This is a genomic window from Actinopolymorpha rutila (genome assembly GCF_013407855.1).
GTDB classification, from domain to species: Bacteria; Actinomycetota; Actinomycetes; order Propionibacteriales; family Actinopolymorphaceae; genus Actinopolymorpha; species Actinopolymorpha rutila.
In genome coordinates, this window is record NZ_JACBZH010000001.1 from 995,962 (window position 1) to 1,021,179 (window position 25,218).

The 25,218-nt window shown below is 68.2% G+C and carries 25 protein-coding genes; 9 read left to right on the forward strand and 16 right to left on the reverse strand.

Annotated features, from left to right (window positions below; genetic code table 11):
* Positions 1–110: 110 nt before the first annotated feature.
* The 3 genes from F4554_RS04380 to F4554_RS04390 all read left to right on the forward strand — a co-directional run bounded on the left by F4554_RS04380 (position 111) and on the right by F4554_RS04390 (position 2,365).
* Positions 111–1,367 carry a sensor histidine kinase gene (locus tag F4554_RS04380; RefSeq protein ID WP_179786183.1) on the forward strand — a complete coding sequence of 419 codons (1,257 nt, stop codon included), beginning with the start codon at positions 111–113 and terminating at the stop codon, positions 1,365–1,367.
* The gene (locus F4554_RS04385) at positions 1,355–1,999 is read left to right on the forward strand and encodes a response regulator (RefSeq protein WP_179786184.1); all 645 of its coding nucleotides are present in this window, start codon (positions 1,355–1,357) and stop codon (positions 1,997–1,999) included. Before F4554_RS04380 ends, F4554_RS04385 begins: the two co-directional genes overlap by 13 nt.
* 105 nt (positions 2,000–2,104) lie before the next feature.
* A complete protein-coding gene (locus F4554_RS04390; protein ID WP_202889147.1) occupies positions 2,105–2,365 on the forward strand; it encodes a P-loop NTPase family protein in 261 nt (86 codons plus the stop codon).
* A 270-nt stretch (positions 2,366–2,635) separates the two neighbouring features.
* Here the strand turns inward: F4554_RS04390 and F4554_RS04395 are convergent, their stop codons facing one another.
* The 3 genes from F4554_RS04395 to F4554_RS04405 all read right to left on the reverse strand — a co-directional run bounded on the left by F4554_RS04395 (position 2,636) and on the right by F4554_RS04405 (position 5,450).
* The gene (locus F4554_RS04395; RefSeq protein WP_202889148.1) at positions 2,636–4,201 is read right to left on the reverse strand and encodes an AMP-binding protein; all 1,566 of its coding nucleotides are present in this window, start codon (positions 4,199–4,201) and stop codon (positions 2,636–2,638) included.
* A 600-nt stretch (positions 4,202–4,801) separates the two neighbouring features.
* Positions 4,802–5,113: a hypothetical protein gene (locus F4554_RS04400; protein ID WP_179786186.1), complete on the reverse strand. Its 312-nt coding sequence runs from the start codon at positions 5,111–5,113 to the stop codon at positions 4,802–4,804.
* Positions 5,106–5,450 (reverse strand): helix-turn-helix domain-containing protein, encoded by a 345-nt coding sequence (locus tag F4554_RS04405; protein WP_179786187.1) that lies wholly within the window; start codon positions 5,448–5,450, stop codon positions 5,106–5,108. The genes F4554_RS04400 and F4554_RS04405 overlap by 8 nt, the downstream gene beginning before the upstream one ends.
* A gap of 532 nt (positions 5,451–5,982) precedes the next feature.
* On the opposite strand from F4554_RS04405, the gene F4554_RS04410 reads away from it, so the two are divergent.
* Positions 5,983–6,369 (forward strand): cupin domain-containing protein, encoded by a 387-nt coding sequence (locus tag F4554_RS04410; RefSeq protein ID WP_179786188.1) that lies wholly within the window; start codon positions 5,983–5,985, stop codon positions 6,367–6,369.
* A gap of 175 nt (positions 6,370–6,544) precedes the next feature.
* Here F4554_RS04410 and F4554_RS04415 read toward each other — a convergent pair whose 3' ends face one another.
* The gene (locus F4554_RS04415) at positions 6,545–8,626 is read right to left on the reverse strand and encodes a glycosyltransferase (RefSeq protein ID WP_179786189.1); all 2,082 of its coding nucleotides are present in this window, start codon (positions 8,624–8,626) and stop codon (positions 6,545–6,547) included.
* A 263-nt stretch (positions 8,627–8,889) separates the two neighbouring features.
* Entirely contained in the window at positions 8,890–9,615 is a 726-nt protein-coding gene (locus tag F4554_RS04420; protein ID WP_337795866.1) for a PIG-L deacetylase family protein, read from the reverse strand.
* A gap of 190 nt (positions 9,616–9,805) precedes the next feature.
* Here F4554_RS04420 and F4554_RS04425 point away from each other — a divergent pair, with 190 nt between their 5' ends.
* Entirely contained in the window at positions 9,806–10,594 is a 789-nt protein-coding gene (locus F4554_RS04425) for a COG4705 family protein (RefSeq protein ID WP_238341214.1), read from the forward strand.
* A 68-nt stretch (positions 10,595–10,662) separates the two neighbouring features.
* Positions 10,663–11,292, forward strand: coding sequence for a TetR/AcrR family transcriptional regulator (locus F4554_RS04430; RefSeq protein WP_179786192.1), 630 nt, complete (start codon positions 10,663–10,665; stop codon positions 11,290–11,292).
* A gap of 111 nt (positions 11,293–11,403) precedes the next feature.
* On the opposite strand, the gene F4554_RS04435 is transcribed toward F4554_RS04430, so the two are convergent.
* A complete protein-coding gene (locus F4554_RS04435; protein WP_179786193.1) occupies positions 11,404–12,252 on the reverse strand; it encodes a class I SAM-dependent methyltransferase in 849 nt (282 codons plus the stop codon).
* 266 nt (positions 12,253–12,518) lie between these two features.
* On the reverse strand, positions 12,519–13,292 hold the full coding sequence (locus F4554_RS04440) for a phosphotransferase (protein ID WP_179786194.1): 774 nt from the start codon (positions 13,290–13,292) through the stop codon (positions 12,519–12,521).
* A gap of 76 nt (positions 13,293–13,368) precedes the next feature.
* On the opposite strand from F4554_RS04440, the gene F4554_RS04445 reads away from it, so the two are divergent.
* The gene (locus F4554_RS04445; protein ID WP_179786195.1) at positions 13,369–13,872 is read left to right on the forward strand and encodes a GNAT family N-acetyltransferase; all 504 of its coding nucleotides are present in this window, start codon (positions 13,369–13,371) and stop codon (positions 13,870–13,872) included.
* Positions 13,873–13,932: 60 nt separating this feature from the next.
* Here the strand turns inward: F4554_RS04445 and F4554_RS31430 are convergent, their stop codons facing one another.
* The 8 genes from F4554_RS31430 to F4554_RS04485 form a co-directional block, all read right to left on the reverse strand.
* Positions 13,933–14,181, reverse strand: a complete 249-nt coding sequence (locus F4554_RS31430; RefSeq protein ID WP_202889149.1) for a hypothetical protein — start codon at positions 14,179–14,181, stop codon at positions 13,933–13,935.
* 755 nt (positions 14,182–14,936) lie between these two features.
* On the reverse strand, positions 14,937–15,752 hold the full coding sequence (locus tag F4554_RS04455) for a serine hydrolase domain-containing protein (protein WP_179786196.1): 816 nt from the start codon (positions 15,750–15,752) through the stop codon (positions 14,937–14,939).
* A gap of 266 nt (positions 15,753–16,018) precedes the next feature.
* On the reverse strand, positions 16,019–17,266 hold the full coding sequence (locus tag F4554_RS04460) for a hypothetical protein (RefSeq protein WP_179786197.1): 1,248 nt from the start codon (positions 17,264–17,266) through the stop codon (positions 16,019–16,021).
* Positions 17,263–17,790: a SigE family RNA polymerase sigma factor gene (locus tag F4554_RS04465; RefSeq protein ID WP_179786198.1), complete on the reverse strand. Its 528-nt coding sequence runs from the start codon at positions 17,788–17,790 to the stop codon at positions 17,263–17,265. The genes F4554_RS04460 and F4554_RS04465 overlap by 4 nt, the downstream gene beginning before the upstream one ends.
* 78 nt (positions 17,791–17,868) lie before the next feature.
* A complete protein-coding gene (locus F4554_RS04470) occupies positions 17,869–18,384 on the reverse strand; it encodes a hypothetical protein (protein ID WP_238341215.1) in 516 nt (171 codons plus the stop codon).
* 205 nt (positions 18,385–18,589) lie between these two features.
* Positions 18,590–19,288, reverse strand: coding sequence for a class I SAM-dependent methyltransferase (locus F4554_RS04475; RefSeq protein WP_179786199.1), 699 nt, complete (start codon positions 19,286–19,288; stop codon positions 18,590–18,592).
* Between the two features lie 79 nt (positions 19,289–19,367).
* Positions 19,368–20,507, reverse strand: coding sequence for a glycosyl hydrolase family 28-related protein (locus F4554_RS04480; protein ID WP_179786200.1), 1,140 nt, complete (start codon positions 20,505–20,507; stop codon positions 19,368–19,370).
* A gap of 107 nt (positions 20,508–20,614) precedes the next feature.
* A complete protein-coding gene (locus tag F4554_RS04485) occupies positions 20,615–21,370 on the reverse strand; it encodes a class I SAM-dependent methyltransferase (RefSeq protein WP_238341216.1) in 756 nt (251 codons plus the stop codon).
* 397 nt (positions 21,371–21,767) lie between these two features.
* Between F4554_RS04485 and F4554_RS04490 the strand changes: the two genes are divergently transcribed.
* Both F4554_RS04490 and F4554_RS33465 read left to right on the forward strand, forming a co-directional pair.
* Complete coding sequence (locus F4554_RS04490; protein WP_179786201.1) at positions 21,768–22,373, forward strand: ArsR/SmtB family transcription factor; 606 nt, start codon at positions 21,768–21,770, stop codon at positions 22,371–22,373.
* Positions 22,370–24,202 (forward strand): ATP-binding cassette domain-containing protein, encoded by a 1,833-nt coding sequence (locus tag F4554_RS33465; RefSeq protein WP_179786202.1) that lies wholly within the window; start codon positions 22,370–22,372, stop codon positions 24,200–24,202. Before F4554_RS04490 ends, F4554_RS33465 begins: the two co-directional genes overlap by 4 nt.
* Here the strand turns inward: F4554_RS33465 and F4554_RS04500 are convergent.
* On the reverse strand, positions 24,187–25,218 hold the full coding sequence (locus F4554_RS04500; protein WP_179786203.1) for a cytochrome d ubiquinol oxidase subunit II: 1,032 nt from the start codon (positions 25,216–25,218) through the stop codon (positions 24,187–24,189). The two genes, F4554_RS33465 and F4554_RS04500, sit on opposite strands and share 16 nt — an antisense overlap.

A 25,218-nucleotide genomic window follows, 5' to 3' on the forward strand; every position in this document is an offset into this window, starting at 1 on the left:
CGCTCACGGTCAGTAACGCGAAGGTCCGTTGTGGGGGTGGCACTAGCTACACCCCGAGTCGGATGCTCTTGCCATGGCCCGCCCCCGGCCCAGACACCTACCGTTTCCCCATGCGCACAACCGCCCGCCTGCGGCGCCTACTTCTGTTCCCGTTCCAGGGAGCCGGACGACCGGTCTCGTTCCTCGTCACGGGCGTCCTCGTCCAGCTCGGCGTCCTCTTCGTCGTGTCCCTGCCGTGGCTGCTCTTCCTCCCGGTCCTCGACCCGGCGGGCCAACTGCTCCTCGCGGTGTTCATCCCGTTCACGGCCATCGTGCTCGCCGGGCCGCTGCTGACCGAGGTGCAGCGCGGCCGCTTCCGCACCCGGCTCGACGTGGCCATCCCCTCGCCTTACGCGGGACAGCGGCCCCGGCTGCCGGAGTGGCTCCGATCCCGGGCGGGGCACAGGCAGCTCAGGTACCACCTGCTGGACGGGCCGCTGCTCGCTCTCGCGGGGTCCTTCACCCTCCTGGCATGGGTCGTGGCCGTCACCGCCACCTCGATCTACCTGTGGATCTGGCTGGTGCCGCTGGACTGGCGCGTCGACCATCCCGGCTACTACACCTGGGCGGCGTACGTCACCGCGGCGGGGCTCGCCCTGCTCCACATCGCGCGGTTGTCGACCGACGCCCTCTCCCGGCTCGACACCCGCACCGCCACCGTCCTGCTCGGGCCCAGCCGCGAGGAGCAGTTGGCCCGCCGGGTCGAGGACCTGGCCGAGAGCCGGGCCGGCCTGGTGGACGCGGCCGATGCCGAACGGCGGCGGATCGAACGGGACCTGCACGACGGCGCCCAGCAGCGGCTGGTCTCCCTGGCCGTCAACCTCGGCCTGGCCAAGGCCACGCTCGGGGACCTGCCCGAGGACGCCCGCCAGGTGATCGACGAGGCGCACCGGGGGGCGAAGGAGGCGATAGAGGAGCTGAGCAGCCTGGTGCGCGGGATGCACCCGGCCGTTCTGGAGGACCGTGGCCTGGACGCCGCACTGTCCGGCATCGCCGCCCGAGCACCCATCCCGGTACGGGTGAAGGTGGACCTGTCGTCGCGGCCGTCGCCCACGATCGAGGCGGTCGCCTACTTCGTCGTCTCCGAAGCACTGACGAACGTGGTGAAGCACGCGGAGGCGTCCAGCGCCGAGGTCACCGTGGAGCGCTTCGGGAAGACGCTGCTGGTCGTCATCAGCGATGACGGGGTGGGCGGCGCGGAACCCACCGGTGGTACCGGGCTGGCGGGGCTGGCCAAGCGGGTCGCCTCGGTCGATGGCACGCTGTCGGTCGACAGCCCCGTCGGGGGGCCGACCGTCATCACCGTGGAGCTGGCGTGCGTGCCGTGATCGCGGAGGATTCCGTACTGCTCAGGGTCGGGGTGGTCAAGGTCCTGGAGATGGCCGGCTTCGAGGTCGTCGCCGAAGTGGACGACGGGCAGGCGCTGTTGACCGCGGTGGAGGAGCACCGACCGGACATCGCCGTGGTGGACGTCCGCATGCCCCCCGGTTTCACGGACGAGGGCGTGCGTGCCGCGCTGGTCATCAGGCAACAGTGGCCAAAGACCGCAGTGTTGCTGCTCTCGCAGTATGTGGAGGAGCGGTACGCGGCCGATCTGCTGTCCGCCAACACCTCCAGCATCGGCTATCTGCTCAAGCAACGCGTCGCGGACGTGGAGGAGTTCGTGGACGCGCTGCGCCGGGTCGCGGCCGGCGGGACGGCGCTGGACCCGCAGGTCGTCTCGCAGCTTCTGGTGCGCCGCCACAGCGGCCCGCTGGACCGGCTCACCCCGCGGGAACGCGAGGTCCTGGAGCTGATGGCGGGCGGCCGGTCCAACGCCGGGATAGCGGGGCAACTCGTGGTCAGCGAGAGCGCGGTGGCCAAGCACATCAACAACATTTTCGCCAAGCTCGACCTGCCGAAGGCGGACGCCGACCACCGCCGGGTGCTCGCCGTACTGAGCTTCCTCGGCGTGGCCTGATCCCGGCCGACCCTGCGGACCGCATCCCTTCCACTTGGGCCTTTCCGGCCTTTCTCCGGCATGACATCCGGGCGTCGAGGCGGTGCCGGCCCGTCCCGGGACCCCGTGCCCAATATCGCCAACTTCTTCTTCGCGCGCCTGCTCAGACGGTCACCATCGGGCGCCGGCCGCGAACCGTTGTACGGGCCCGACCGTCCCGCGGTGCTGGTCGCCGGTGGCCCGGGCATGGGCAAGGGGCGACTGCTGCGCGCGGTCTGGGACCGTCTCGCCGCCAGTGTGCCGGTGATCTATCTGGACTGCGGCTCGCCGGTGTACGCGGACCGGGCGGAGCCGGAGCCGGACGCCCGCGAACGGTGCCAGCATTGACAGGAGGTTGAGCAGTTCGCCGCGACGAGCACCGGTGAACGCAGCGAGGTGGAAGAAACGCGTGCAACCGTTGCCGCCTGGCGACGCCGAGAAAGGTCCGAAGTTGGGACGTGTCCCAGATAGTTCAACCCTGCCACTCCTTCACGGCACGCTCTGTCGTGGGCAATTGCGGGATCAGCTCGCGGGTCTTTTGGCGTGCGTAAGTCCAGGCGGGATGCGTGTCGAGGGATCGGTCATCCCAGAGGCATCGCCTGGGGGGCCCGAGCGGGTTCATCGGCTAGCCCGACGTGCGAGGTTCGCCTCGGCCATTCGCTTCAGGGACGTCCGGTCCAGCTTTCCCGTGGCTGTGCGGGGCATGTCGTCGAGGACGACTATTTCCTCGGGCGCCTTGTAGCCGAGCCTCGCGCGCGCGAACTGGATCAGTTCCTGGCTGGTGGGTTGCTCGGTCCCTTCCGTGAGGGTGATGTAGGCGCGGACGTTCTCACCATGCACAAGGTCGTGGATCCCGATCACCCCGGCGCTCGTGACGCCCGGGTGCTGGAGCAGGGCACCTTCGACCTCCTGGGGGCAGATGTTCGAGCCGTCGTGGACGATGATTTGCCTCTTGCGCCCGCAGAAGAAGAAGTAGCCCTCCTCGTCGACTCGCATCATGTCGCCTGAGTCCAGCCACCCGTTGCTGAAGGCCGCCTCGGTCGCGCCCGGGTCGTCCCAGTAGCCGGCGGTAGCCGCGGGAGTCTTGATCCACAAGCGGCCTGCACTCCCGGCCGGCAGCTCCTCGCCGTCCTCGTTCTGGATTGACAGCGAGACCGCGGGAACCACCTGCCCGACCGAACCGAGCTTGATCCGACCTGACGGCGGGCTCACCGTCACCAGCCCGACTTCCGTCATGCCGTAGGCCTCGTCGATCACCAACCCGCTCAGCGCGGTGAACTCCCGCTCCAGCTCGGCGGAGACGGTGTCACCCGCCGCCCGGCACAGCCGCAGCGAGGCGAAGTCGTCGTGCCGGGCGCCGTGGTCGCGGGTCAGGGCGAACAGCTTCGAAGGAAGCATCGACAGCGCCGTCGGGCGGTCTTCGCGCAGCAGCGGGAGCAACTCGTCTGCATCGAACGTGTGGGCCACAATCACGCCTGCGCCCACGCTCAGCGAGGCGAACGACAGGTAGAACGCACCAAGGTGCGACAGCGACGAACCAGCCAACAGCAGATCGTCCGGGCTGAACTCGAGCCCTGCCGCCCCGATGGCCAACATCCAGCCGAGAGTCTCGTGGGTATGCGTGACCCCCTTCGGGCGACCGGTACTCCCTGAGGTAAAGAAGATCACGGCCGGCGCCGCCGGAGGAGGAGGCGGCGGAGGGGAAGATAGAGCCTGCCCCTCAACCAGCTCGTCGAAAACCGGACCCGCTCCTCGCCCGCCGCCGTAGCTGATGGTGCCCAACGGCAGCTGCCGGGCGAGCTGGCTTGCGGCGAGATCCTCCTCCCGCTCGGCGTGCGCGAGCAGCGCGCGGGCTTTGCTGACCGCCAGGGCGTGATCGATCTCCGGCGCCATGTAACGGTAATTGAGGGGCGTTGCGACCAGGCCCGCCTTGAAACAGGCGAGGTAGTGAACGATGAGTGCAGGACGATTCGGCATGAGCGAAGCGACCCGATCACCCGGGTTCAGCCCCAGACCCAGCAAACCCGCAGCCAAGCGATTACTAAGGTCATCGAGCCTGCGCCACGTCCAGCGCGTATCCGCCGAGATCAGCGCGAGCCCTTCAGGATTAGCATCCAGACCAGCGCGAAGCAGACCGCACGGGCTCACCGGCCCCTCCAACGCCCTTCCGGCAAACCCGGCCACGCTGCCACCCCCGTGAGCGAGATCAACATCGAACGCCGTAGAAGCGAATGAGGAGCCGCCTGCAGAGTGAGCTGAGGTTGGTTGCGAAGCCCGACCTGGAGCCGCCATTCAACAGGCGCATCCCCATCTGCCTTGCTGGTGCCGCAAGATCCAGGAAGCCTTCAAGCGCTCTCGACACCCCACAGGAGCGTACTTCCTCAAGCCGGGCTTCGCTGCCTGCCAACTGACCCCAGCGTGAAAGCGGGCAGTTCGTGATCCAGGTGCCCGTTCCTACGGATAGCTGCCCACCGCGCCGGGCAAGGCTACGGGCCGCCGCTCTCCCGGACCAAGCCAGGACACCGGCCAACCCCTCAGTCCCTCTGACCGCATCCGGCCCCGTGGGGGATCGCCCCGGCCACCTGCGCTGGCTCCGGATAGGTGCGCGCTCCGCGGCCGAAGCCCTAGCGAGAGCCGCCGGGGCGATCGACCGAGACGGTACAGGGCCTCGGAGACATTCGCAGCGGCTGTAGAGCGGCTTCTTCAGCATCAAATGCGGTGACTGAAGAGCACGCGTAGAGTTGACGCTCGTCCCCTGCCACCGGTGAATACCGAACAGAGCGCCTAAAAATGGCACAAGAGAACCATGCCGCCAATGGCCGACGTAGTGAACACGTCGCCGATGATGTCTGCCCGTCCGAGGTCGACCGAGCCGTGAAGGCACAAGCCCATCACCTCATCACGGATGCGCACCGCCAGCTCGAGGACCTGGGATACCTCGGCCCCGACCAGGGCGACCGTGGCGGCCAGGGCGCCGGCGCGCACTGCTGGTCGGCCGATGGCCACCACCCAGCCAATGCCGACGAACCTGACGAGGCCGCCGGTCCGGACCGCTAACGGCCTGGCGAGTTCTCCGAGGAGCCAGCTTCTAATCACGGGGCCGGTCTGAGTCCTTCCGGTAGAGCGCAGTGGGCCGCCACATCTGTCGCCAGGACGAGCCTGGCACCAGCTCTGCGACGCCGAGCTCGCGCAAACGGTTGAGCGTGTTGCGTACGTTGCCGTCGTCGGTCCATCCGAGCATCTCGGCAATCGTGCGCGGCGACACGCCCTCCTCCCCGTTGACATCGAGGAGCGCTGCCACCTGCCGCTGCATCGAACCGACGAGGCGGTCCCGGAAGTCCGGCTGTTCCGTCGGCCTGGCGGTGAACGCGGCAGCCAGCTCGGCCGCCGCGGTGGACAGCGTCATAAGTAACTGAGCGATGGCACGGTTCACCTGCTCATCGGAGTTCCGGATGTCGCGACGACCGCCCTCTACGCCCTGGCCCTGGCCGCGGTCTTCGTGGTGTGGCGCCGTTGTGAGGGGACTCTGTCGATCCACAGCATCGTCACCTGCCGACGCGAGCAGTCGACTCCGAAGTCGTGCATCCCCCGCACCTCTGAGCCTCCGCGACAGTCACGGGAGCAGGAATCAGCAGCCTCCCCACCGGAGCAGTAGCCGGCGGCTTCTGGTACCGGCCTGGGAAAGACGGCGAGGTCCCCGAGATTCTCGCGACCCACCCTGTCGTCTTCGTCGACGTGGAAGGACGGCATGGCGTACGCAGAGTGGGCCGGTAAGCAGCTCCCCGCAACTCGCTAATGACCCACGTGGGACGACATACCCAGTCCGGAGGGATCTTGGTCCCGGCCACACAGTTGGCGTTCGACGCAACCGTCCAACGCAGTCTGTGACCATGAGACGGCTGGCCGGCAGGCCGGTAGCGTTGTGATGTGACGCTGAGCGAGGTCTTGCGTGGGGGAGGTTTGCAATGTCCAGCTTGGAATCGAAGAGTTTCAGCACACCGGACGAGACCCGGAGTTTTGCCGACAAAGGTGCCGCTGAGATGGTGGTGCTCGACGGTAACACCGTCTTCAAGGACCGGTTCGAGCCGGGATGGCGTTGGTCCGAGCACGTCCGCCCGCTCGCTGGAACCACCACCTGTCAGTCCCCGCACATGTTCTATGTCGTTTCGGGGCGAATGCACTTCCTGATGGACGATGGTGCCGAAGGCGACGTGGGCGCCAACGAGGTCGCGCGGATCGAGCCGGGTCACGACGCCTGGGTGGTTGGGAGCGACCCGTGCATCATCGTCGACTTCGGCGCCACCGCTACGTTTGCGCTGCCGGCTCAGAGAACGGCAGGCACGAAAGCATAGACGCCGGCCTTACAGGCCCGCGGCGCTGACAATCCCCCGAGCCCAAATCGGGCGGTTAGGGGGTCAAGTCCCGTCGCTGGCTCTCGACGTAAGCCCAGGTCGGAGTTCACCTGGCCTGGACTTTGCTTGACCCCGGCGCGGCAGTTGTCACCTGCAGAAGGCCGTGGGTTGGTCGTCACTGCTTGACGATCTTCGCCAAGGTCGCCTTGGCGAACCTCCTGAGACGTGTCCGTACGGCGGATGGGGCGTGGCCCACCAGGGTACGAGCTACCCGACGGGCGGGGGGATACGTGACGACCTCACCTGCCAGCCTGCGAGCGAGCAGCGTCGAACGCGAGATCCGATGGGCTCCTGCAAGGTTCGCCCGGCCGCGGGCGTCGACGTCGAGCTGACCGACAATCACCGCGGGTCGTTCGTCGCCGTCGAGAAGGGCGGACACGCGCCAACGGCTGTCCGGAGAGAGCGGTAGCCGGCGAAGGGTGGCGACCATGCGTGCCCTGCCGGACTGGTCGGCGACCAGTGCCGCGGGTACGACGTGACTCGGTGCCGCGTCCGGGTCGTCTTCGTTCAGCAGGACGAGCTTCGCGCTCACGGCCGGGCTACCCATCGGATGGACGATGGGAGCGGCCAGTTCGATCTCGCGGCCAGCGGCCGGCAGAGGCGTCCAGGCCCGTCCGCCGACTGCCTTCGCCAAGGTCTTGCCGCGGCGGTCGACGTCGAGACTCAGGTTGTCGTGCCCCTCGGTGAAGTACGGCACGACAAGCAGGTTCTGCTGACCTAGAAGGGCGGGCAGGCATCCGTCCTGCAGGGCGGCGACATCGGAGGTCCCGAGCCGGACGCGCTGATCGAATCCGACGAGGACGACGCGTGCCCAGAGGTCCCAGATTCCCTTGCCGAGTGGGCGTCCGCCGGCCGCGCGCTCGGGGTCGACCGTAACCGAGCCGCGGATGCGCACGCTCGTGCGATGGCCGTCGCCGGTGTCGGTCGCCGTCCGTTCGTCGTACGTGAGCTGGACCTTGGCAGGAATCAGCCATTCGGCGGCAGTCTCCCGGTCGCGGATGGAGACGTCGACACGTGCGCTTCGGAGTTCGTTACCGAGGTAGCCGTCATGCCAGTCCAGAAGCTCCTCACTCAGCGCGGGATCCAGGTAGTACTTTCCGTCCTCCTGGTGGACTGCAAGCACTTCCTCGCCGGCTCCGGCTTCACGTTGGAGGTAGGCATCGAACCGCAGCTTGAGACGGCCGTCGCTCCAACTCACCGACTCCAGAGGCGTCCTCGCCTTGATCGCGCGACAGCGTTCGGCGAGGGTGACCAACTCGTCGAGGCGGCCTGCCATCAGCAGGGACGCCTTCATGCGAAGCAACGCGGGGAGCCCCGCAGTAACGCCGTCGGTCATCCGTTCCAGCGCGAGCTTGCGGATCTCGCGGAACAGTTCTTCGCGGTACGCGGGCAGGTACTTGAGGAGCGAGGCGTCGTTGATCCGGCCGAGCATCTCCGTTCGGTAGAAGCGCCGCAGAATCTTGTCCCGGAAGGCTCCTGGTTCGGTGTTGTCCTCGACGACCTGCAGCACGTCGCGCAGGTTGTCGTAGTACCCGACGGGGTCGATCGGTGCCGAGCCGGCGTTGTTCTTGTCGGTGCGGCGCCAGTAGTAGTAGCAGGTGTAGTCGCCGAGGATCGAGACCGCTTTGGCGGGAAAGTAGGCCTGTATCATGTAGAGCTGGTCCTCGAGACGGCGCTTGCCCTCCGGGAACCGGATGTTCTGCTCCTCCAGGAAGGTCTTCCGGAACATCTTGTGCGGGGTCAGGCTGTCCCAGAGGGGGAAGTCGCGGATGGTGACCTTGTGCCTGGTGGTCTTCCACACGCTGATCGGAACGCCTCGCCAGTTGCTGACCACCTTGCCGATAACGATGTCCGCGCCGTTACGACTACCGAGCTCGTAGAGCCTCCGGAGTGCGTCGGGCGCCATGTAGTCGTCCTGGTCGACGTACTGGATGTACTCGCCGCGGGCGGTGTCGACGCCCACGTTGCGTGGCTTGCCCGGCCATCCGGAGTTGGGAATGTGAATGACCCTGACATTCGAGTGTTCCTCGGCGAGCTTGTCCAGCCGGGCCGGAGTCTCGTCGGTCGATCCGTCGTCGACGAAGACGACTTCGAACTCGTCCGGGCTCAATGTCTGACCGAGCAGAGACTCGATGCATCTGTCGATGTCGGTCCCGGGGTTGTAAACCGGAACCACCACGCTCACCTTCAACGGCACGGTTCACCTCCACGAGGACTGGAGAGGCCTGCCCAGTGGCCCCTCCACCGCACATCGCAACAGCACCGGGACGAGACTGGAGACGGTCACCTGTGACCTGCGCAGGCGCCGTCGTCCTTCCGTCCCAGCGTGAAGATCCGGCGAGGACGCTATATGTGGAGATCATCTTGCTCGGGCCGCTTTACGAAAGCTTTAGGACGCGACCGGACAGTCGGCGCGCCAGCTTGGCGGACCGAGGTCGTGTCAGCGGGTCGAGCGGTACGTCATGCGGTGGGGATGACCTGGAAGACCTCGGCCAGGCGGCCTGCGGGAAGCCCGGCGCCGAGTGCAGCCTTGGCAGCCGTCTCGCGGATTCGCTGGGCGAGGTCGTCGCGATGGCCTGTCTGGCTGCGGTGCGCGCGGAGTGCCTCGACCTTGATGTCGACGGTGTCGGTGATGTCGACGTACGCATTCGGTTCGGCGGCACCCATCAGCCATGCCTGGGAGGCACGCCACGGTTGCCAACCCTCGTCGTCGTGAAGCTCGGGGTGGATGAAGCGGTTGGCTGCATCGGGATAGATCGCGCACAGCGTGGCTTCGCCGACCGCGCGGTGGTCGGGGTGGTTGCTGCGGATGAAGTCCTGGGTCCGTTCCGGTGCCCAGGTGAGGACGAGGTCGGGCCGGACCCGCCTGATCTGACGTGCGACGTCGCGGCGAAGCGCGAGCGTGACCTCGACTCGGCTGTCGGAGTAGCCGAGGAACGTGACGTCGGCGACTCCGAGTTCGCGCGCGGCCGCGCGGGCTTCTGCCTGCCGGACGGCGGCCACCTGGTCTCGGGGAGTCTGACCCAGTTGGCCGGCGTCCCCATTGGTCACGATGCAGATGGCGACCTCGAGTCCGGCGCGTGCCCAACCGGCGATCGTTCCACCTGCGAGGAAATCCAGATCGTCCGGATGCGCTGCGACGGCCAGCACGCGGGCTACGTCGCGTACGTCAGTTCGGTTGTCCACCCGCCCACCCTGGCATTCCTGATCGTCCGTTGTCGACGGGTCAGGTCCGGATGGTGACCGGCTGTCAGGACGGCTTTTGGCTTCCTTGTACGGCGCTTTGCCGGTTCCCCGGCTTTGGCACATCTGCGGTGCGTAGGCTCCCCGGGCCGCCTCGGTCCCGCCCTGTTGGACCCTCTTCTGCCTGGGAGTGATGAGCCTGATGTCCTCGCCTGTACGTGTGCTGGAGCGTGGCCCGCGTGCACCGGTCGCACCCAAGGTGCCGGAGATCACTGTTCTGTTCTGGGTGATCAAGGTCCTTACCACAGGAATGGGCGAGGCTGCCTCCGACTACCTGGCGAAGGTCAACCTGGTGCTTGCCGCGGCGGTCGGGTTGCTCGGGTTCACCGTGGCGATGTGGTTGCAGCTGCGAACGCGACGCTACGTCGCGTCGGTGTACTGGTTCGCGGTGGCGATGGTCGCCGTATTCGGCACGATGGCCGCCGACGGGGTGCACGTGGTCGTGGGCGTCCCGTACGTCGCGACGACCGCGTTCTACGCCCTGGCCCTGGCCGCGATCTTCGCGGTGTGGCGCCGTTGCGAGGGCACCCTGTCGATCCACAGCATCGTCACCCGCCGCCGTGAATTGTTCTACTGGGCGACAGTGCTGGCGACGTTCGCGCTGGGCACCGCCGCGGGGGACCTGACCGCGTTCACGCTCCACCTCGGCTTCCTGGCGTCTGCGGTGCTGTTCGCGGTTGTGATCACGGTCCCGGCGTTGGCCCGGTGGTCGCGACTCATGGGTGGCGTAACCGCGTTCTGGTTCGCCTACGTCGTCACCCGGCCGTTGGGCGCGTCGATCGCGGACTGGTTGGGCAAGCCGAGGTCGCTGAGTGGCCTGGGTTACGGCGACGGAGTGGTGACCCTCGCCGCGGCGGCCGTGTTCGTCGGGCTCGTCGCCTACGTTGCCCGCACCGGCCACGGCATCCAACGACCGGCGTGAAACCGGGCACCGACCTGGTCCGCCGACTGCGACTCTAGAGTCCGACTCTAGAGGTCTAGGCTGGGTGCATGAGCCCTGTCAGAACACCCGGCAAACGGGCGCAACAAGCCCAACGGACGCGGCAGAAGGTCGTCGCCGCAGCCCGGGAGCTGTTCATCAGCCAGGGATACGGAGCGACGACGCTCCAGGAGATCGCCGACCGAGCCGGCGTCTCGGTGCAGACGATCTACTTCTCGTTCGGCAACAAGGGCTCGGTCCTCAAGGAGGTTGTCGACACTTCCGTCGCGGGCGACGACGAACCGGTCGCCACCATGGACAGGCCGTGGTTTCGTGAGGCGATCGATCAACCGAGCGCCGCCGAGCAACTAGAAGCCCACGTGCACGGGACTCGAAGGATCCTCGACCGTGTTGCTCCGATCACGGAGATGGTGCGCACCGCTGCACTCACCAACCCCGATCTTCTGGATCTCTGGGAGCGGGACGCAAACCCTCGACACGTTGTCCAGACGGCTGCGGCGCAGGCACTGGCAAGCAAACCCGACGCCGTTTCCGACCTGTCCGTAGCGGAAATTGCCGATCGGCTTTACGGCGTGCTTAGTCCCGAGCTCTATCTGCTGCTGGTCCGGGACCGAGGGTGGGAGCCCGGGGACTGGGAGAGCTGGGCGCTCGACACCCTTCGCCACCAGCTCTGCCGCTGACCGTCCCACACACGGTCGGGCACAGGCCGGGCTCGGCGTGGTTGTCGACCAACCCCGCCGCCCGGTACCTGCCTCGCCTGGTCTACGCCCTTCCGTGCTGAGTCTGTGCTGCTATCGCGTCGCTGGGGGCTGGGTGGCGTTCACCAACCAGACCGCGCCGGGGATGAGAACGCCGTCTGAGGTCTCGTACGGCACGAGCCCCGCCCGGAGTTCTTCTCGCGTCTGCTCGATGACGGTCTGGTCGACGTCCTTCAGGTTGTGACGGACCGGCCCCAGGCTGAGGATGAACTCGGCCGCGTCCGCGGCGTCACGGCCGTAGTCCAGCGGTGCGCTGACGGGGGTGATGCGCACGTCGGCGTACCCGGCTGCGTCAAGCACTTCCTGGATGCGGTCCCGCTCGACCAGGGATCCCATTCCGCGTGAGGCGGGGGAGGCCTCTCGCATCAGGGGCTTCAGCGCCGCGGTCGCCCGGGCGTAGTCACCGTCGGGGGTGCCGGGCTGGGGGCCCATGAACACGAGCCGTCCACCTGGCCGCAGCGCGCGCCGGATGTTGGCGAACGCGGCAACCAGGTCGGCGAAGAACATCACGCCGCCACGGCTGATCGCGAGGTCGAAGCCGTCCTCGGGAAAGGGGTGGACCTGCGCGTCTCCCTGCTCGAACCCGACGTTCGCGATGCCCTGTTCCGTCGCGTCCGCGCGGGCGCGCTCCAGCATCGGCATCGAGATGTCGATGCCGATGGCGTGTCCCTGCGAAGCCTGGCGGGCGGCGAGCAGGGTGATCTGGCCCGTACCGCAGCCGACGTCGAGGACGCGGTCGCCCTCACCGATCGCCGCGACGTCGAAGAGTTCGTCATTGAAGGCGTTGACCGTTGCGTTGTAGCGAGCGGCGTTCCGCGCCCAGTTGATGCCCTCCCAGCCGTTCCATGCTTCTGCCGGCTGGGTGTTGGCGATGCCCTGCATGGCTTCCTCCTGTGTCGGTCTTCGCCGACGGCTCGAGCTGACGATGCTAAAGTCATACTCTAGAGTGTCACTCTAGCGAAAGTCCATAGCCACGGCGTGGGTCAAGAGCGGAGGCAAGGGGACTCAGAAGTCCAAGCAGACAAGGGTGCGCATGCCTTGCGCCGCCGGACGGACGCGAGTGTTCGGCCCCAGGTGTCAAAGCTTCCGGAGGCGAGGGGGACCCCTTGGGTCGGTGAATGCCGTTCATTTCCGCGGGCAGCGCGGCGTCAATCGTCGCGGAGTGCGCGCTCGAGCTCCGCCCGATGCGCCTTCGTCCAGTCGTAGTTGGCGCGTCCAAACTCCACCGAGCCCAGTTCGCGCAGAAGTTGATAGCCGGGGTGGCCGGCGTCGGCGAGGTCCGCGATTCCGCGCCAGGTCTGGTCATGGCGCGTGAGTACGGTCGCGATCAGCTCGGAACGGTCGATGAGCCCGTAGGCGTCGCACATCAAGCGCATCAGTCTGCCCAGCGCCTTCGGGTCGGGGCGGTCTGGCGCGAAGCGTGCCGAAGGATAGGTCCAGCAGATGTCGGCCACATCGTGGATGCGGGGCCCGGGAGTCGAGTCGTCCCAGTCGATGAATGCCACCGGGTGGTACGTTCCGTCCCCGGTGTCACCGAAGACGGTGTTGTTCGGGGTCAGGTCGTTGTGGCAGAGGGTTTCCTGGTCCTCGGCGAGCGGGGTTCCGGCGGTGAGGTCGTGGAACTCCCGTACGAGCTTGGCGACCCCGACAAGGCTCTCGTTTGCGAACACTCCGGGGGGAGCGACCTGGTTGTCAGCGGTCCGCAGGGTCAACGCGGGCAGGGGAACCCAACCCGGGACGTAGCTGAGGACCTGGCGGCCCTCCTTGTCGACGCCCAGGAACCGAGGGGCACCTGTCCAGCCATGTTCTTCGAAGTGGCCCAGCAGGGCGCGGGCGTCGTCTGGGCGACCGGGCGGCCGTCGTCTCACCGTGTCGCCGACGCGGACGACTTTGTTGATGCGGCCACCAGGCAACTCGCTCACGAGTCCAGCCCCTTCCACATGGGACAACGAGCCTTCCAGCGGAAGGACACCCGCGCTACTCGTTTATGCTCGCGCCATGGCCGAGTACCAGCCGATGTCGCTTCATCTGGAAACCGAGCGGCTGACCATGCGGCCATGGACTCTCGCTGATGCCGACGATGTTCGTGCGCTCCACGCCGAACGAGGTGGCGGGACGCCTACGATCGAGGACGTCCGCGAGATCATCGCGAGGCAACTCGCCGCGACGGAGCAGACCGGGCTCGCGCTGTTGCCTATCCGTCGCCACGATGTCGGAGACTTCATCGGTTACTGCGGACTCATCGTCGGCCGCTCCACCGTCGACGAGCCGGAGATCGCGTACGAGTTGTTCAAGCGCGTACATGGAAACGGCTACGCGACCGAAGCGGCCAGGGCGGTCTTGGACGCCGCGATCGAGACGGGGCGCACCCGGCTCTGGTCGACGGTGGGCCCGTGGAATGCGCCGTCCTTGCGGGTCCTCGAGAAGCTCGGCTTCGAGCGCAGCCACGTCTCGACCGATGACCGCGGCGAGCACGTATGGCTCACGCGCGCACTGCCTTGATGCGTGCCGGGGATGAGCCCCGTAGCCAGGTGGGCCGGCCGAACCGCGCGGACGCTCTCCTCAGGCGTGCGACGGACGTTCACCCGCGACCGTGTAGCCGGAGAACAGCGGACCACCAGCATGGGCGAGTACGTCACGGACGAAGCCGGCGATGGCTGTCGGGTCAGAGTGGGAGCTCAACCACCGGTCGGCGAGTTCGGGTTCGTGCGCTCGTAGTTCCCTGAGCAGCCATTTGCCGGTGCCGGTCCATCGCCGGCCGAGCGCGAGGGCCGCCTCTGCGGCGCTGGTCCAAGCGGCGGTGGCGATCACCGTACGTTCACCGCGGTCCGTGACGTGGGCCAGGTCGTCGAGCAGGTCGGTGAGCTTGTAGCGGATGGCGTCTCGCTCGGCGCCGGTCAGCGGTGCAGGTCCGGCAGCGAGGACGTTCGCGCACTCAGCTTGGCCGGCGGCTCGGTAGCTCCTTCGCCAGATAGTGGACGAGGCTCTGTTCGTCGTACACGAACGTCTCCACCGGCCAGGCCCGGTAGCGGCGGGAGCCGGCAGGGGGCCTGCGGATCACCGTCCGGGAGAAGAACGATGATGTCGAGGTCGGAACCAGCCGTGCGGTGTGAGGTGAGAACGCTGCCGCAGAGCATTGCCCACCGGGCGTGTGGGAAGAGTTCGATGACGACATCACGCGCGTCGACCAGCGGATCACGACGGTCCATACGGCCAGCGTGGCGAGAGTCTGGCCTGAGCGGCAACCGGATTCTCGGCGGCCGACCGGGATTGGCGTACGACCAGGCAAGGTCGGTCATGCGCCTCGATCACGCAGGAGCATCGTCCAGGATCGCCAGACAGAGCAGTCGATCATTGGATCCTCGGTCGTTCAGTTCAGCGATGCTCTGCACCCGGAACCCAGCCAACCGAAGGCGTTCGTCCAGTTCCTCGCGCGTCCAGGGGCGCATCGTGAAGTCGTGGGAAGCCAGGCGCGGTGGTTCGTAGCCGACACGTAGTTCGTGTTCCTCGTGAGTGTGGATGAGATCCTTCGGAGACGGAACCAGTCACGCGGTCATGGTGCCATCTCAGGTGCCGGCACCTGGCGTGGGCAGGTGGGCGAGTACGGCCGCGCGAGCCGGCATCCAGTCAACCGGAAGGAGGCTCGGCAGACCTGTGGTGACCACGACGAGCTCGTACGTCGGGAAGACGCTGGTGTGCTGTCCGGCCCAGCCGCCGAAGAAGAAGCCGTCAGCTGTCACCCAGGTCAGGTAGCCGTACGCCGTGTTCTCCGGCGGACCGCCCGGGGTCCAGGCTGTCGTGGTCGCACGCACCCAGGCAGGATCGAGGAGTCTCTGCGTGCTCGTCGTACCGCCGTCAAGAAGAAGTTGCCCCAGTTTGGCGAAGGAGTCTGCGGAGAGCCGAAGGTGTGCCGCCCCGAAGCAGTGACCCTCGGGGTCGCGCAGCCACTCCGCCTCGTCGATCCCCAGGGGACCGAAGAGACGCTCGGCGGCGTACTTCTCGAGGTCACCGACTCGCCTGCTCAACCAGATCGCCAGTAGGTGCGCGGCTTCGTTGTCGTAACAGAACCGCGTGCCCGGTGCCCAACGGCGCTCCCGGCCACGGATCGCCTGTTCCCACCCGGACGGAAGCTCCATCACCCGGTCGACGTCCTCGAGCTCGCTCGCGACGCCTCGAGTCATGGTCAGAAAGTCCCGAACCGTGGCATCGTCCTCGACCTGCTCGTCGATTGTGACGGCGCCGCTGTCGACCGCGAGGCCGACCAACATCGCTAGTACGGACTTGGTCATCGAGAAGCAGTCCCGGAGTCGTCCGGCAGCGTACGAGGCGCGGTGGATCAGCTCGCCGCCCTGCAGCACCACGAGGTCGGCCGTCTGAGCCATCCGGGGATCGGCACGGATCGCCGCCTCGAGCGTGCGACTCCACCGGGTCCAAGCCGAATGGCTGTCCAACGGGCCTCCTCGCGTGACCGGCAGCGGCGGTCCGCATTATGGGCAGGAGCTGCCATTGGCCGCAACGGGATTGCGGTCGGAACGAAAGCGACCAGTGGTGGTCGAGCCGCTGTGGCTCACGTACGGACGGGTGGTCGGAACGCCTGCGCGTTCCGACCACCCGACATCCGCGTAGCTGGGCCTCGACCGACGCTGGACTAGCGGGACTGCTCTGCCGCCTCGATCGCTGCCATGTCGATCAGCTGGTAACCCGTCTTGGTCTGGACGTAGTAGAGCTGATCGTCGTACATCAGGCGGAAGCCGCCGTCGTCGGAGGCCGCGGTCCGGCCGGCCTTCCCGCTCTCGAGGTCGTAGATGACGGACTTCGCGCCGGGGAGGAGGACGAAACGGTCCCGCGCCGGCTGGATGCCGAACCCGAGAGAGGTCCTCACCGCGTCGAGCTCACGACGGCCGGTTCCGTCGCGGCGCTGCGCGGCGCCGCCCTCCTTGGAGTAGCCGACGCACCACTGCACCCGGCAGGTCCAGACGCCGGACCGCTTGGCGGCGGTGCGTACTTCACCCGTCTTGACGTTTCGCAACGTCTCGTACGCAACCTCGTCGGGTACGTCCGTCCCGGACGGGAGCATGGTCTTCTGCAGCGGACTTCCCACCCACGGCCACTGCACCAGGGCGGACTTCTCGGTTCCCTTGAGGAGTTCGGCGTCTCCGCCGGACAGCGGCGCCTGGTAGACCCCGCCCTTCTTCAGGGACCAGTAGACCTCTCCGTTGTCGATCGTGACCGACATGGGCTGCACGCCATCCTCGGCATACACCTGGGCGACGCGATAGGTGTCGCCACCGGCCAGTGGGGCCGCCCAGAGTTCGATGCTCGTCTGGCCGTTGTCGTCACTGGCCGTCCACCACGCCACGTGGCCCTCGCCGACGGTGAAGTCCGACGCGAAGATCCTGGCGTTCTTCGGCGTGGGCACGGTGGTGACCTTGCGGGAGGTCCTGTTCGTGAGGTCGTACAACCGGAGTTCGCCGGCCTGCTCGAAGCCGGCGTCGACCGAGATCAACACAGTGTGCGAGTCGACCATGGTCTGCGGACGGAACTTCCGTCCGTCGGGAAGGCGGTTGGGAATGCTGTGTACGGCGCCGGGCCACAACTGCTCGATCGGCTTGGCCGCGGGGTTGTTCGGTGCGGGGTCCGGCTTCTTGGTCGCCGCGGCGGGTACGCCGGCCGGCGCGAGGTTCGTGTTTCCGGGCTCCTCGCGTACGTTGAGGGCGACCGCCGATCCGGCGATCACGGCGAGCGCGGCCCCGCCCGCGAGGGCGACCTGCGCGCGCTGCTGCCTGCGCCGCCCCTTGCGTTCGAGGTGATTGAGCAGGCCGGGTTCGGGTGCGGGCGCACGGCCGGCCGCGGCCTCGAGGGAGCGTACAAGTTGGTTTTCCACCTGCCGGGTCATCGCAGCTTTCCTTCCTTCGTACCGACGTCGACCAGATCAGCGGACTCGCCGACGCGGGACCGCAGCTTCTCCAGCGCCCTGGCCGCCTGGCTGCGTACCGTTCCGCGGGAGATGTTCAGCACCTCCGCGATCTCCTGGTCGGTAAGGCATTCGTAGTAGCGCAGCACGACCACGGCACGTTGTCGTCGCGGCAGCGTGCTCAGCGCCTCCCACATGGCGTCGCGAAGCTCGGTCGACTCGTGGGAGTTGTCGACGTACGCCTGTTCGGGCGTGGCGGCGACGAGCTTCTCGCGCCGCATCCGTCGCCAGATGCTGACGTGCAGGCGAGCCATCGTCGTACGTACGAACGACTCGGGCTCGCGTTTGTTGTGGACCCGGGGCCATGCCGTACGCAGTCGTACGAGCGCCTCCTGCATCAGGTCGGCGGCGTCGTGCGGGTTCCCCGTGAGCACGTATCCGTAGCGGAGCAACGCCTGGGCGCGGTTCGCCACGAACAGCTCGTAGCTCCCGATCTCCTCATCCACCGTCTCTCCTCCCGTCTCTACGCCCGAGACGCCGGAGTCCGCCGAACTGTTGCACGTCCGATCCCCGGCGCTGGGGACCTACCGCAGGGAGTGCCGGTGCAGGCTGAGGCCCGGGGGAGCGAGACGGATGAGGTCGTCCACCGTGAGCACCTGGCGCGGACTGAGCCATTCCTGCCCTGGCTTGTGCAGCGCCCAGCCACCGCCGAGGGTGACGGCCGCGTGCGTGGCGGCCCCGTCGGCGTCGCGCCACACCAGCACCGTGCCCGGCAGGTCGTCGCCGCCTCCCGCCGTGCAGCGGGACGTCAGCCAGGCTTCGAAGGGCTCGTCGGCGGCGTTCCGGACGCCTGCCGCGGCCATGACGGTGGCGGAGTAGTACGTCGCGCCGGTGTCGGCGGAGTTTCCCCTGCTCCCGCCGGCGAAGGTTCCGCTGAGCGCGCGGGCATGGGGGAGTACGGTCGCGGCCGCGCGCCACACCTCCTCCGGGACCGAACGACGATTGCAGGGAAGCTGGTCCTCGCTGACGTAGCGGGGGAGTACGGCGTCCAGATGTGGCCGTCGCGCGGGAGGGCGTGAAAGGCCTCCTCGTCGAGCCACACTTCCTCCAGCCCCTTGGCGACATTCCAGACCTCGTACGTGTCTCGAAGCTCAGGCGACAACTCACGCGCGGGGTCCGGCGTGAGCCCGAGCTCGGCCGCTTCGGTTGCGGTCAGGAAGAACGGCTGGCAGACCGGCGCCAGCCAACCGGCCCACCGCCGAAGCAAGGTGCGGTTGACATCGATCCCCAGCACCTCGGTGTCAGTCATCGCTTGACACAGGTGTAGGCGCCGTAGATCGAGCCGGCGTACTTCACGTCGACGATCTCGAAGCCGCAGGCCGCCAGCATCGGCTCGAACAGCCAGCGATAGGTGCTGTGCTCGGTCTGGATGTGCTCGATGTAGTCGTCGCGCGTGTAGCCGGCCGCGGGGTCGTCCACGGCGCCGGCCAGCCACGTGTCGAAGAACTCGCCCGCCTGGTCCGGACGGAAGTCGTAGATCAGGTCACGTACCCGCAGCACCCCGCCCGGGCGCAGCGCGGCGGCGATCCGGTTGAGTGCCTGCGTCTTCCAGAAGTCCGGAAGTTGGTGCAGCGCATGCCGGGTGTGGACGGCGTCGGCGGGTGGACCGGTGTGGTCGTACGACAGGAATCCCGCCCGCACGCACTCCACGTTCGACAGGCCCCGCTCCTCGGCGCGTTCGCGCAGGCTGGAGACCATTGCCGGCGAGATGTCCACGGCGACCACCCGGGCGAACCGCCCGGCCGCGGCCAGCGCGAACTGGCCGGTGCCGGCGCCGAGATCCACCACGGTCGCGCCGGCGTCGACGCCGTGGGCGGCCAGCGCGTCCAGGTCCTCCGACGGGTCAGGGTGGCCCTGCTTGCGGTCGAACCCGGCGACGAAGTCGCGGTCGAGGTGCTCGGGCCCGGCGTGGGCGAGTTCGTCGATGAACCATGGGTTGCGCATCGAACGATCGTCGGCCGTACCCCGGCAGGTCGCAATCCAATTAGCGGCTCAGGTCTCGACGGCTCATACCCCAGCCGGCTCAGGCCGGGATGACGACGAGCTTGCCCTTCGTGTCGTCGACCCAGGGGTGGGTGAGGTACTTCCGCCCGTGCAGGCTCTTCCACAGGTGCAGCTCGCATCGTCCGGTGACGCCGGAACGGCAGCGGACGCCGGTGCCGATGGCGTTGGCCGCGGCGCCGTCCAGGACCAGACCGGTGATGCTGTGGCCGCCACCGGTCACCAGTTCGACCACGGTGTCGGCGGACTGCGCGAACGGCGAGGTGATCGCCCAGCCCCAGCCGCGGACGGAGACGCCGATGGCGAAGTCCTCGAAGAACGGCGCGGTGACCACGACGTTGAAGGTGGACGTGGAGTTGGCCCGGATGCCGATGGAGTTGGCGACCGGTCCCTTGACGCTGGAGTTCTTGAACCGCGGGTTGCGGATCTCCACGGCGTGGATGACCGTGCTCTTGCCGGTCTCCTCGAGGTCGTGCAGGTCGATGCCCGCCTGCACTCGCTCGAACGCGCAGTCGGAGATGGCGACGTTGTTGATCGGGCCGTTGCCGGTCGGCAGCGACTGCGGCTTGACGACGATGGCGGCGCGCTCGGCCCGGACACCCTCGACGCCGAACCGGTAGAAGCTGCAGTCGCGGATCGAGCCCACCCAACTCGACCAGACCCGGATGCCCGTACGGTCGCCGAACGCGGCGTCGAAATTGACCCGGTCGACGATCCACTTCCGGCCGTACTGCCGGATGTCGACCATCGGCTCGCGGGAGGTCGACGAGGACCGGACGGTGAAGTCACGCAGGACCATGCCACTCGGCTGGCCGTGGGACAGCGTGCCGACCGAGATGGCCGGCGAGTGGGGTGGAGCGAGGAGCACGGTCCGCTCCGGGCCGTCGCCGCGGATCTCCAGCGGGCCGGTCGCCTGTAGTGGCTTGCTGAGCTGGTAGGTGCCCGCCGGGATGAGCAGCGGCCGTGGACTCGGGCCCGCGACGGCGCGGTCGAGCGCCGCCTGCAGTGCGGGGTGCTCGTCCTTGCGGGCGTCACCGACGGAGCCGAAATCCCGTGAGTCGAGCAGGGCAGCGGTCGCGCCGGCGCCGAGGCCGATGAACCCTCGACGGGACAGCGCCATGCGCCCCCACTCGAGGAGCCGGTCGACCAGGTCGTCGTTCATCCGGAAGCCAACCGCCGATCTCGTGCTCGTGGAACCGTCATGGGCGCGGGATGCCGCGCCTCAATTGTGCCTCCGCCGCGGCGCTTGGGAAACCTGGACCGGAACCGTTACCGCACGAACAGGCCCGCCCACAGGAAGCTCTCGCCGAACATCGCCGAGTCGGCGTCCTGCGCCTGCATGCGGCGCACCTCCACCGGCCGCAGCCAGCCGAAGATCCGGCGCAGATCCTCCTCGCGGTACGCAAGACCTCCGCCGAGGTATCCCTTGCGGTAGAAGTTCGCGTCCGGCTCCTCCGATCCCATCGCACCCCACGCGAAGCTCACCAGCCCGAACGCGGCGGCGGGGGCGAGGGCGCGTTCGAGCAGCCGGTGGTAGCTGATCCGGCGGTGCGGCGGCAGGTGGTGGAAGCAGCCCGAGTCGTACACCAGGTCGTAGCCGGTGAACGCCTCGGCGAGCTCGAAGATGCTGGCCTGGACGAAGTTGACGTCGACGTTCGCTGCCGCCGCTCGCTCCCGCCCCCACTCCAGCGCGGTCGGGGAGAGGTCGACGGCGTCGACGTGGAAGCCCTGGCGGGCGAGCCAGACGGCGTTGCGGCCGGGGCCGCAGCCGAGGTCGAGGGCGCGACCCTCGTGGGGTACGAGACCGGCCGAGTGCCAGGCGACCAGCGACTCGTCCGGCGCGTCCCGGAAGAAGGGGACGCCGCGCTCGCGGTCGCCGTAGAAACCGTCCCACCAACCGGCACCCCGCGCGGTCCAGCGGTCCGCGTCCGCCTCGAACAGCGCGTCCATCAGGGCGAACACGTCCTCCTCGCTCGCCACGTTGCGCTCCACCGGCCGGCGCCTCCGTTCCTGCTGATCCGACATTGCTCCGGTGAGGGTAGCCGCGCCGTCCCGCGTCCACTCGGCGTGGCCGACCCGTACCCTGGCCGGCAACCGTCGGGTTCTGTGCTCGTGTCCTCCGGAGCGTAACTGTGCGACAGGCGGCGGCGGAGTTGGCGCGGGAGATCGGGGAGAGCTCGGGGATCGTCGCTCTGGTGGCCGAGCGAATGGCCGGGGCGGTTCGCACGCGGCAGACGGCGGACACGCTGTACATCGGTGCTGGCGTTCTACCTGCGGCTCGGATATGCCCCGGCCGACGGTCCGACGATCGACGCCGACCAGGAGCTCGTCGGGCTCGCGAAGGAGCTGCCCGCTCGCGGCGCGTAGACGAAGTGGATCTTGACTCTTGACGCCGAATGTTTCGAAACACTACTTTCGAAACATGTCTTCCGATGAAGCCGGCCCGGAGATGCGCGTACTGCGTGATCCCAAGGTGATGCGAGCGATGGCCCATCCGGTTCGGCTTCAGGTGCTGGAGATCCTCCGCGAGGAGGGGCCGTTGACCGCCACCGAGCTCGGCGAGCGGATCGGCGAGAGCCCCGCGAACACCTCGTTCCATCTTCGTACGTTGGCGAAGTACGGCTTCGTCGTGGAGGCCGAACGAGGCAAGGGACGCAGCCGCCCATGGCGCGACGCGACCGGAGCGCTGATGATCCCCGACGCGGAGCTGGAGGGCGAGGCGCGGCGCGCGGCGGTGGCGATGGTTCAGGGCATGCGCATGATGTTGGTGCGCCAGATCGAACGCTGGGTGAACGAACGCTCCGGCTACCCGAAGAAGTGGCAGGCGACGGGTTTCGAGATGGAGTTCCGGACCCGGATGACCGCGGAGGAGCTGAAGAAGGTCGGCCAGCAGATCCAGGAGTTGCTCGAGCCGTTCAAGCACCGGCCGAGCGGCGTGCCCAAGGGTGCGAAGGCCGTGGCCGTCGCGGCGTGGGGCTTCCCGACCGAACCGCCGACCGGTGAGTCCTCGCGCAGGACTGCACGGTGAGTGCGCCGAAGGTGGAGCCGGCCACCGAGGGCCGCGCACGCGGAATCGCCCTCGTACGAGCTGTGTCGATCGTGTCGGCGGCCGACCGGGGTGCCTTCGCGGCGGTCGTCTGCCTGTTCGCGGTGTCGGGCCTGGGTGTGGCCGGGCTGGTGCTGATCGGCAACCAGTTGCTGCACGAGCTGATCGCCCAGGGCGGTGCCGCGGATGTGTCCGGCCGGACGTGGTGGCTGGTCGCCGCCGCGATCGGAGTCGCCGGAGCCGTGTCGTTCGCGGGAGCGGCGGGTGCGGGCATGCACCGCCTGCTCGCCGAACGCACAGTGCGGTACTGCGCCGAGGTCATCCTCCGGCTGGCCGGCCAGGTGCCGCTGCGGGAGTTCGACTCGCCGGCGTTCCACGACAAGCTGCAGCGAGCGACGCGTACCGGCGTCCAGAGTGCGATCCCGATCGCGATGGCGGTGCCGCAGTTGCTCGGCGCCCTCGTGGGCAGTGCCGGCCTCGCCGTCGGGCTGGCGGTCGTGAGCCCATGGCTGGTGCCGATCACCTTGCTGGCAAGCGTTCCGCTGTGGCTGGCCGGAAAGTCCAACAGTCAGGAGATGTACTCGTTCAGCTTCGGCAACACCCCCGGCGACCGCGCGCGCTTCCATATCGAACACCTCACCAACGAGCGGAAGTCTGCACCGGAGGTACGGGCCTACCGGCTGGCGCCGTACCTCCTGCGGCGGTGGTCGACGCTGTACGACGAGCGGATCGAGGGCATCTCCGCGCTCGTCCGCAGGTTCGTCCGCCGCTCCGCCGTGGGCAGCCTGGTCGGTTCGGTCGTACTCGGCGGTGTCATCCTGCTCGTGTTGCACTTCGTACGTCGCGGCGACCTCACGCTCGGATCCGCCGCCACCGCCTGCGTCGCCGTACTCCTGCTCGCCAACCGGTCCCAGCAGGCCGCGACCAGCCTGGCGCAGACCATGGAACACGGGCTGCACCTCCAGGATTTCGTCGAGCTCCGAGACCGGGTCGAGCACTTCGAGCGTGCCGGCCGCATCAGGCGGGCCTCGCACCCGGCCGAGGTGGAACCACTGGCCAGGCTGGTGGTCGGAGACGTCTCGTTCAGCTATCCGTCCGCGGCCAGGCCGGCACTTGACCAGGTGAGCTTCGACATCGCCGCCGGTGAGGTGATCGCGATCGTCGGCCACAACGGCTCGGGCAAGACCACGCTCGCCAAGCTGTTGTGCGGTCTGTACGAGCCGACCGACGGTGCCGTCCACTGGAACGACCGTCCGATGTCCGAGCTCGCCGGCGACGGTGGTTTGTCCGAGGTGGGCGTGGTGTTCCAGGACTTCGGCCGCTACTGGTTCTCCGCGGCGGACAACATCGCCGTGGGCGACATCGAACGCAACCTGGACCGGGCAGCGATCGAGGACAGCGCCGAGCAGGCGGGCGCGGACGACTTCCTCCGGCGGCTGCCCGACGGCTTCGACACGCCACTCGGCATGGAGGTCGAGGGCGGGGCCGACCTGTCCGTCGGGCAGTGGCAACGGGTGGCGATCGCCAGAGTGCTGTTCAGGAACGCGTCCTTCATCGTGCTCGACGAGCCGACCGCCTCCCTCGACGCCGAGGCCGAGGCCGCGCTGTTCGAGACGATCGAGGGCCTGCGCGCCGGTCGTACCGTCGTCCTCATCTCCCACCGCTTCTCGACGGTGCGTTCGGCCGACCGGATTCTCGTCCTGCACGACGGCAGGCTGGTGGAGAACGGCAGCCACGACGAGCTGATGGCGCTCGACGGCCGCTACCGCCGGATGTACCAACTACAGTCCAGCGCCTACGTCGACTCCTGATCCGAGGCGGAGGCCGGTTCCTGACGCGAGCCGCGCTGGAACGTCGCGTACAGCCACCACAGCGACGGAACGAGCAGGAGGGCGCCGACGGCGACCGCGCCGATCGTGGCGGCGAGTACGGCGTCGGTCGCCGCCGCCTGCCGGGCCGTCACCCCCGGCAGTAGCCGTGGAAACTGCCCGACACCCCAACCCCACAACAGGCCGACGACCGCGGCCGCGGCGGTGATCCGTACGGCTACGAACACCCGCAGCCAGAGCAGTACGAGCGAGGCCAACCCGGCGGCGACCGACAGGACGAGCAAAGGCAGCGCCCGGCCGGAGGTGAGCTCGGTGAACAGGCTCGGTGCGTCGGCATGCAGCACGACCAGCCCCACCGCCGCTACCACTCCGACGACGACTCCCGTGACCAGCCCACGACGACGGAACGACTCGGCCAGTGCGGGGGAGTGGGCACGCTCCGCGTCCCGGGTGAGGTAGACGGCAGCGAGGTAGGCGCCGGTGCCCACGGCGAGGGCTCCCGTCACGATCGACGTCGGGTTGAGCCAGCTGGTGACCAGGTTGCCGGCGGCGATGCCGGGCGGCACCCGGCCGGACGCGATCGCCCCGGCGACGGTGCCGAGGAAGAACGGCGTCACCACCGACGAGAACGCGAACGTCGCGCCGAACAGCCGTCGCTGCCACAGCCGGGTGCTCACCTTGCGGAACGCGAACGCCGACCCGCGGGCGATGATCCCCAGCGCCGCAAGGGTGAGCGGGATGTACAGGGTGGAGAACACGGCGGCGAACACCTGCGGAACACCCGTCCACAGCAGCACGATGACGAAGATCAGCCATACGTGGTTGGCTTCCCACACCGGCCCGATGGAGTGCTCGATCAGGCCGCGTTGCCTCCGGCCGCGTTCGGCGCCACCGGCGAGCAGGTCCCACCCGCCGGCACCGAAGTCCGCCCCGGCGAACAACACGTACGCCGTGAGGCCGATCCAGACCAGCGCGAGGATGACGTCGACGAGGGGCAT

Bases quoted from the DNA above. Each gene is read 5' to 3' on its own strand.
- F4554_RS04445 (WP_179786195.1), top strand. From the start codon at position 13,369: ATGGCCGAGTACCAGCCGATGTCGCTTCATCTGGAAACCGAGCGGCTG.
- F4554_RS04380 (WP_179786183.1), top strand. From the start codon at position 111: ATGCGCACAACCGCCCGCCTGCGGCGCCTACTTCTGTTCCCGTTCCAG.
- F4554_RS04460 (WP_179786197.1), bottom strand. From the start codon at position 17,266: ATGACCCGGCAGGTGGAAAACCAACTTGTACGCTCCCTCGAGGCCGCG.
- F4554_RS04430 (WP_179786192.1), top strand. From the start codon at position 10,663: ATGAGCCCTGTCAGAACACCCGGCAAACGGGCGCAACAAGCCCAACGG.
- F4554_RS04480 (WP_179786200.1), bottom strand. From the start codon at position 20,507: ATGAACGACGACCTGGTCGACCGGCTCCTCGAGTGGGGGCGCATGGCG.
- F4554_RS04435 (WP_179786193.1), bottom strand. From the start codon at position 12,252: ATGCAGGGCATCGCCAACACCCAGCCGGCAGAAGCATGGAACGGCTGG.
- F4554_RS04455 (WP_179786196.1), bottom strand. From the start codon at position 15,752: ATGGCTCAGACGGCCGACCTCGTGGTGCTGCAGGGCGGCGAGCTGATC.
- F4554_RS04485 (WP_238341216.1), bottom strand. From the start codon at position 21,370: ATGTCGGATCAGCAGGAACGGAGGCGCCGGCCGGTGGAGCGCAACGTG.
- F4554_RS04410 (WP_179786188.1), top strand. From the start codon at position 5,983: ATGTCCAGCTTGGAATCGAAGAGTTTCAGCACACCGGACGAGACCCGG.
- F4554_RS04425 (WP_238341214.1), top strand. From the start codon at position 9,806: ATGAGCCTGATGTCCTCGCCTGTACGTGTGCTGGAGCGTGGCCCGCGT.
- F4554_RS04490 (WP_179786201.1), top strand. From the start codon at position 21,768: ATGTCTTCCGATGAAGCCGGCCCGGAGATGCGCGTACTGCGTGATCCC.
- F4554_RS04500 (WP_179786203.1), bottom strand. From the start codon at position 25,218: ATGCCCCTCGTCGACGTCATCCTCGCGCTGGTCTGGATCGGCCTCACG.
- F4554_RS04475 (WP_179786199.1), bottom strand. From the start codon at position 19,288: ATGCGCAACCCATGGTTCATCGACGAACTCGCCCACGCCGGGCCCGAG.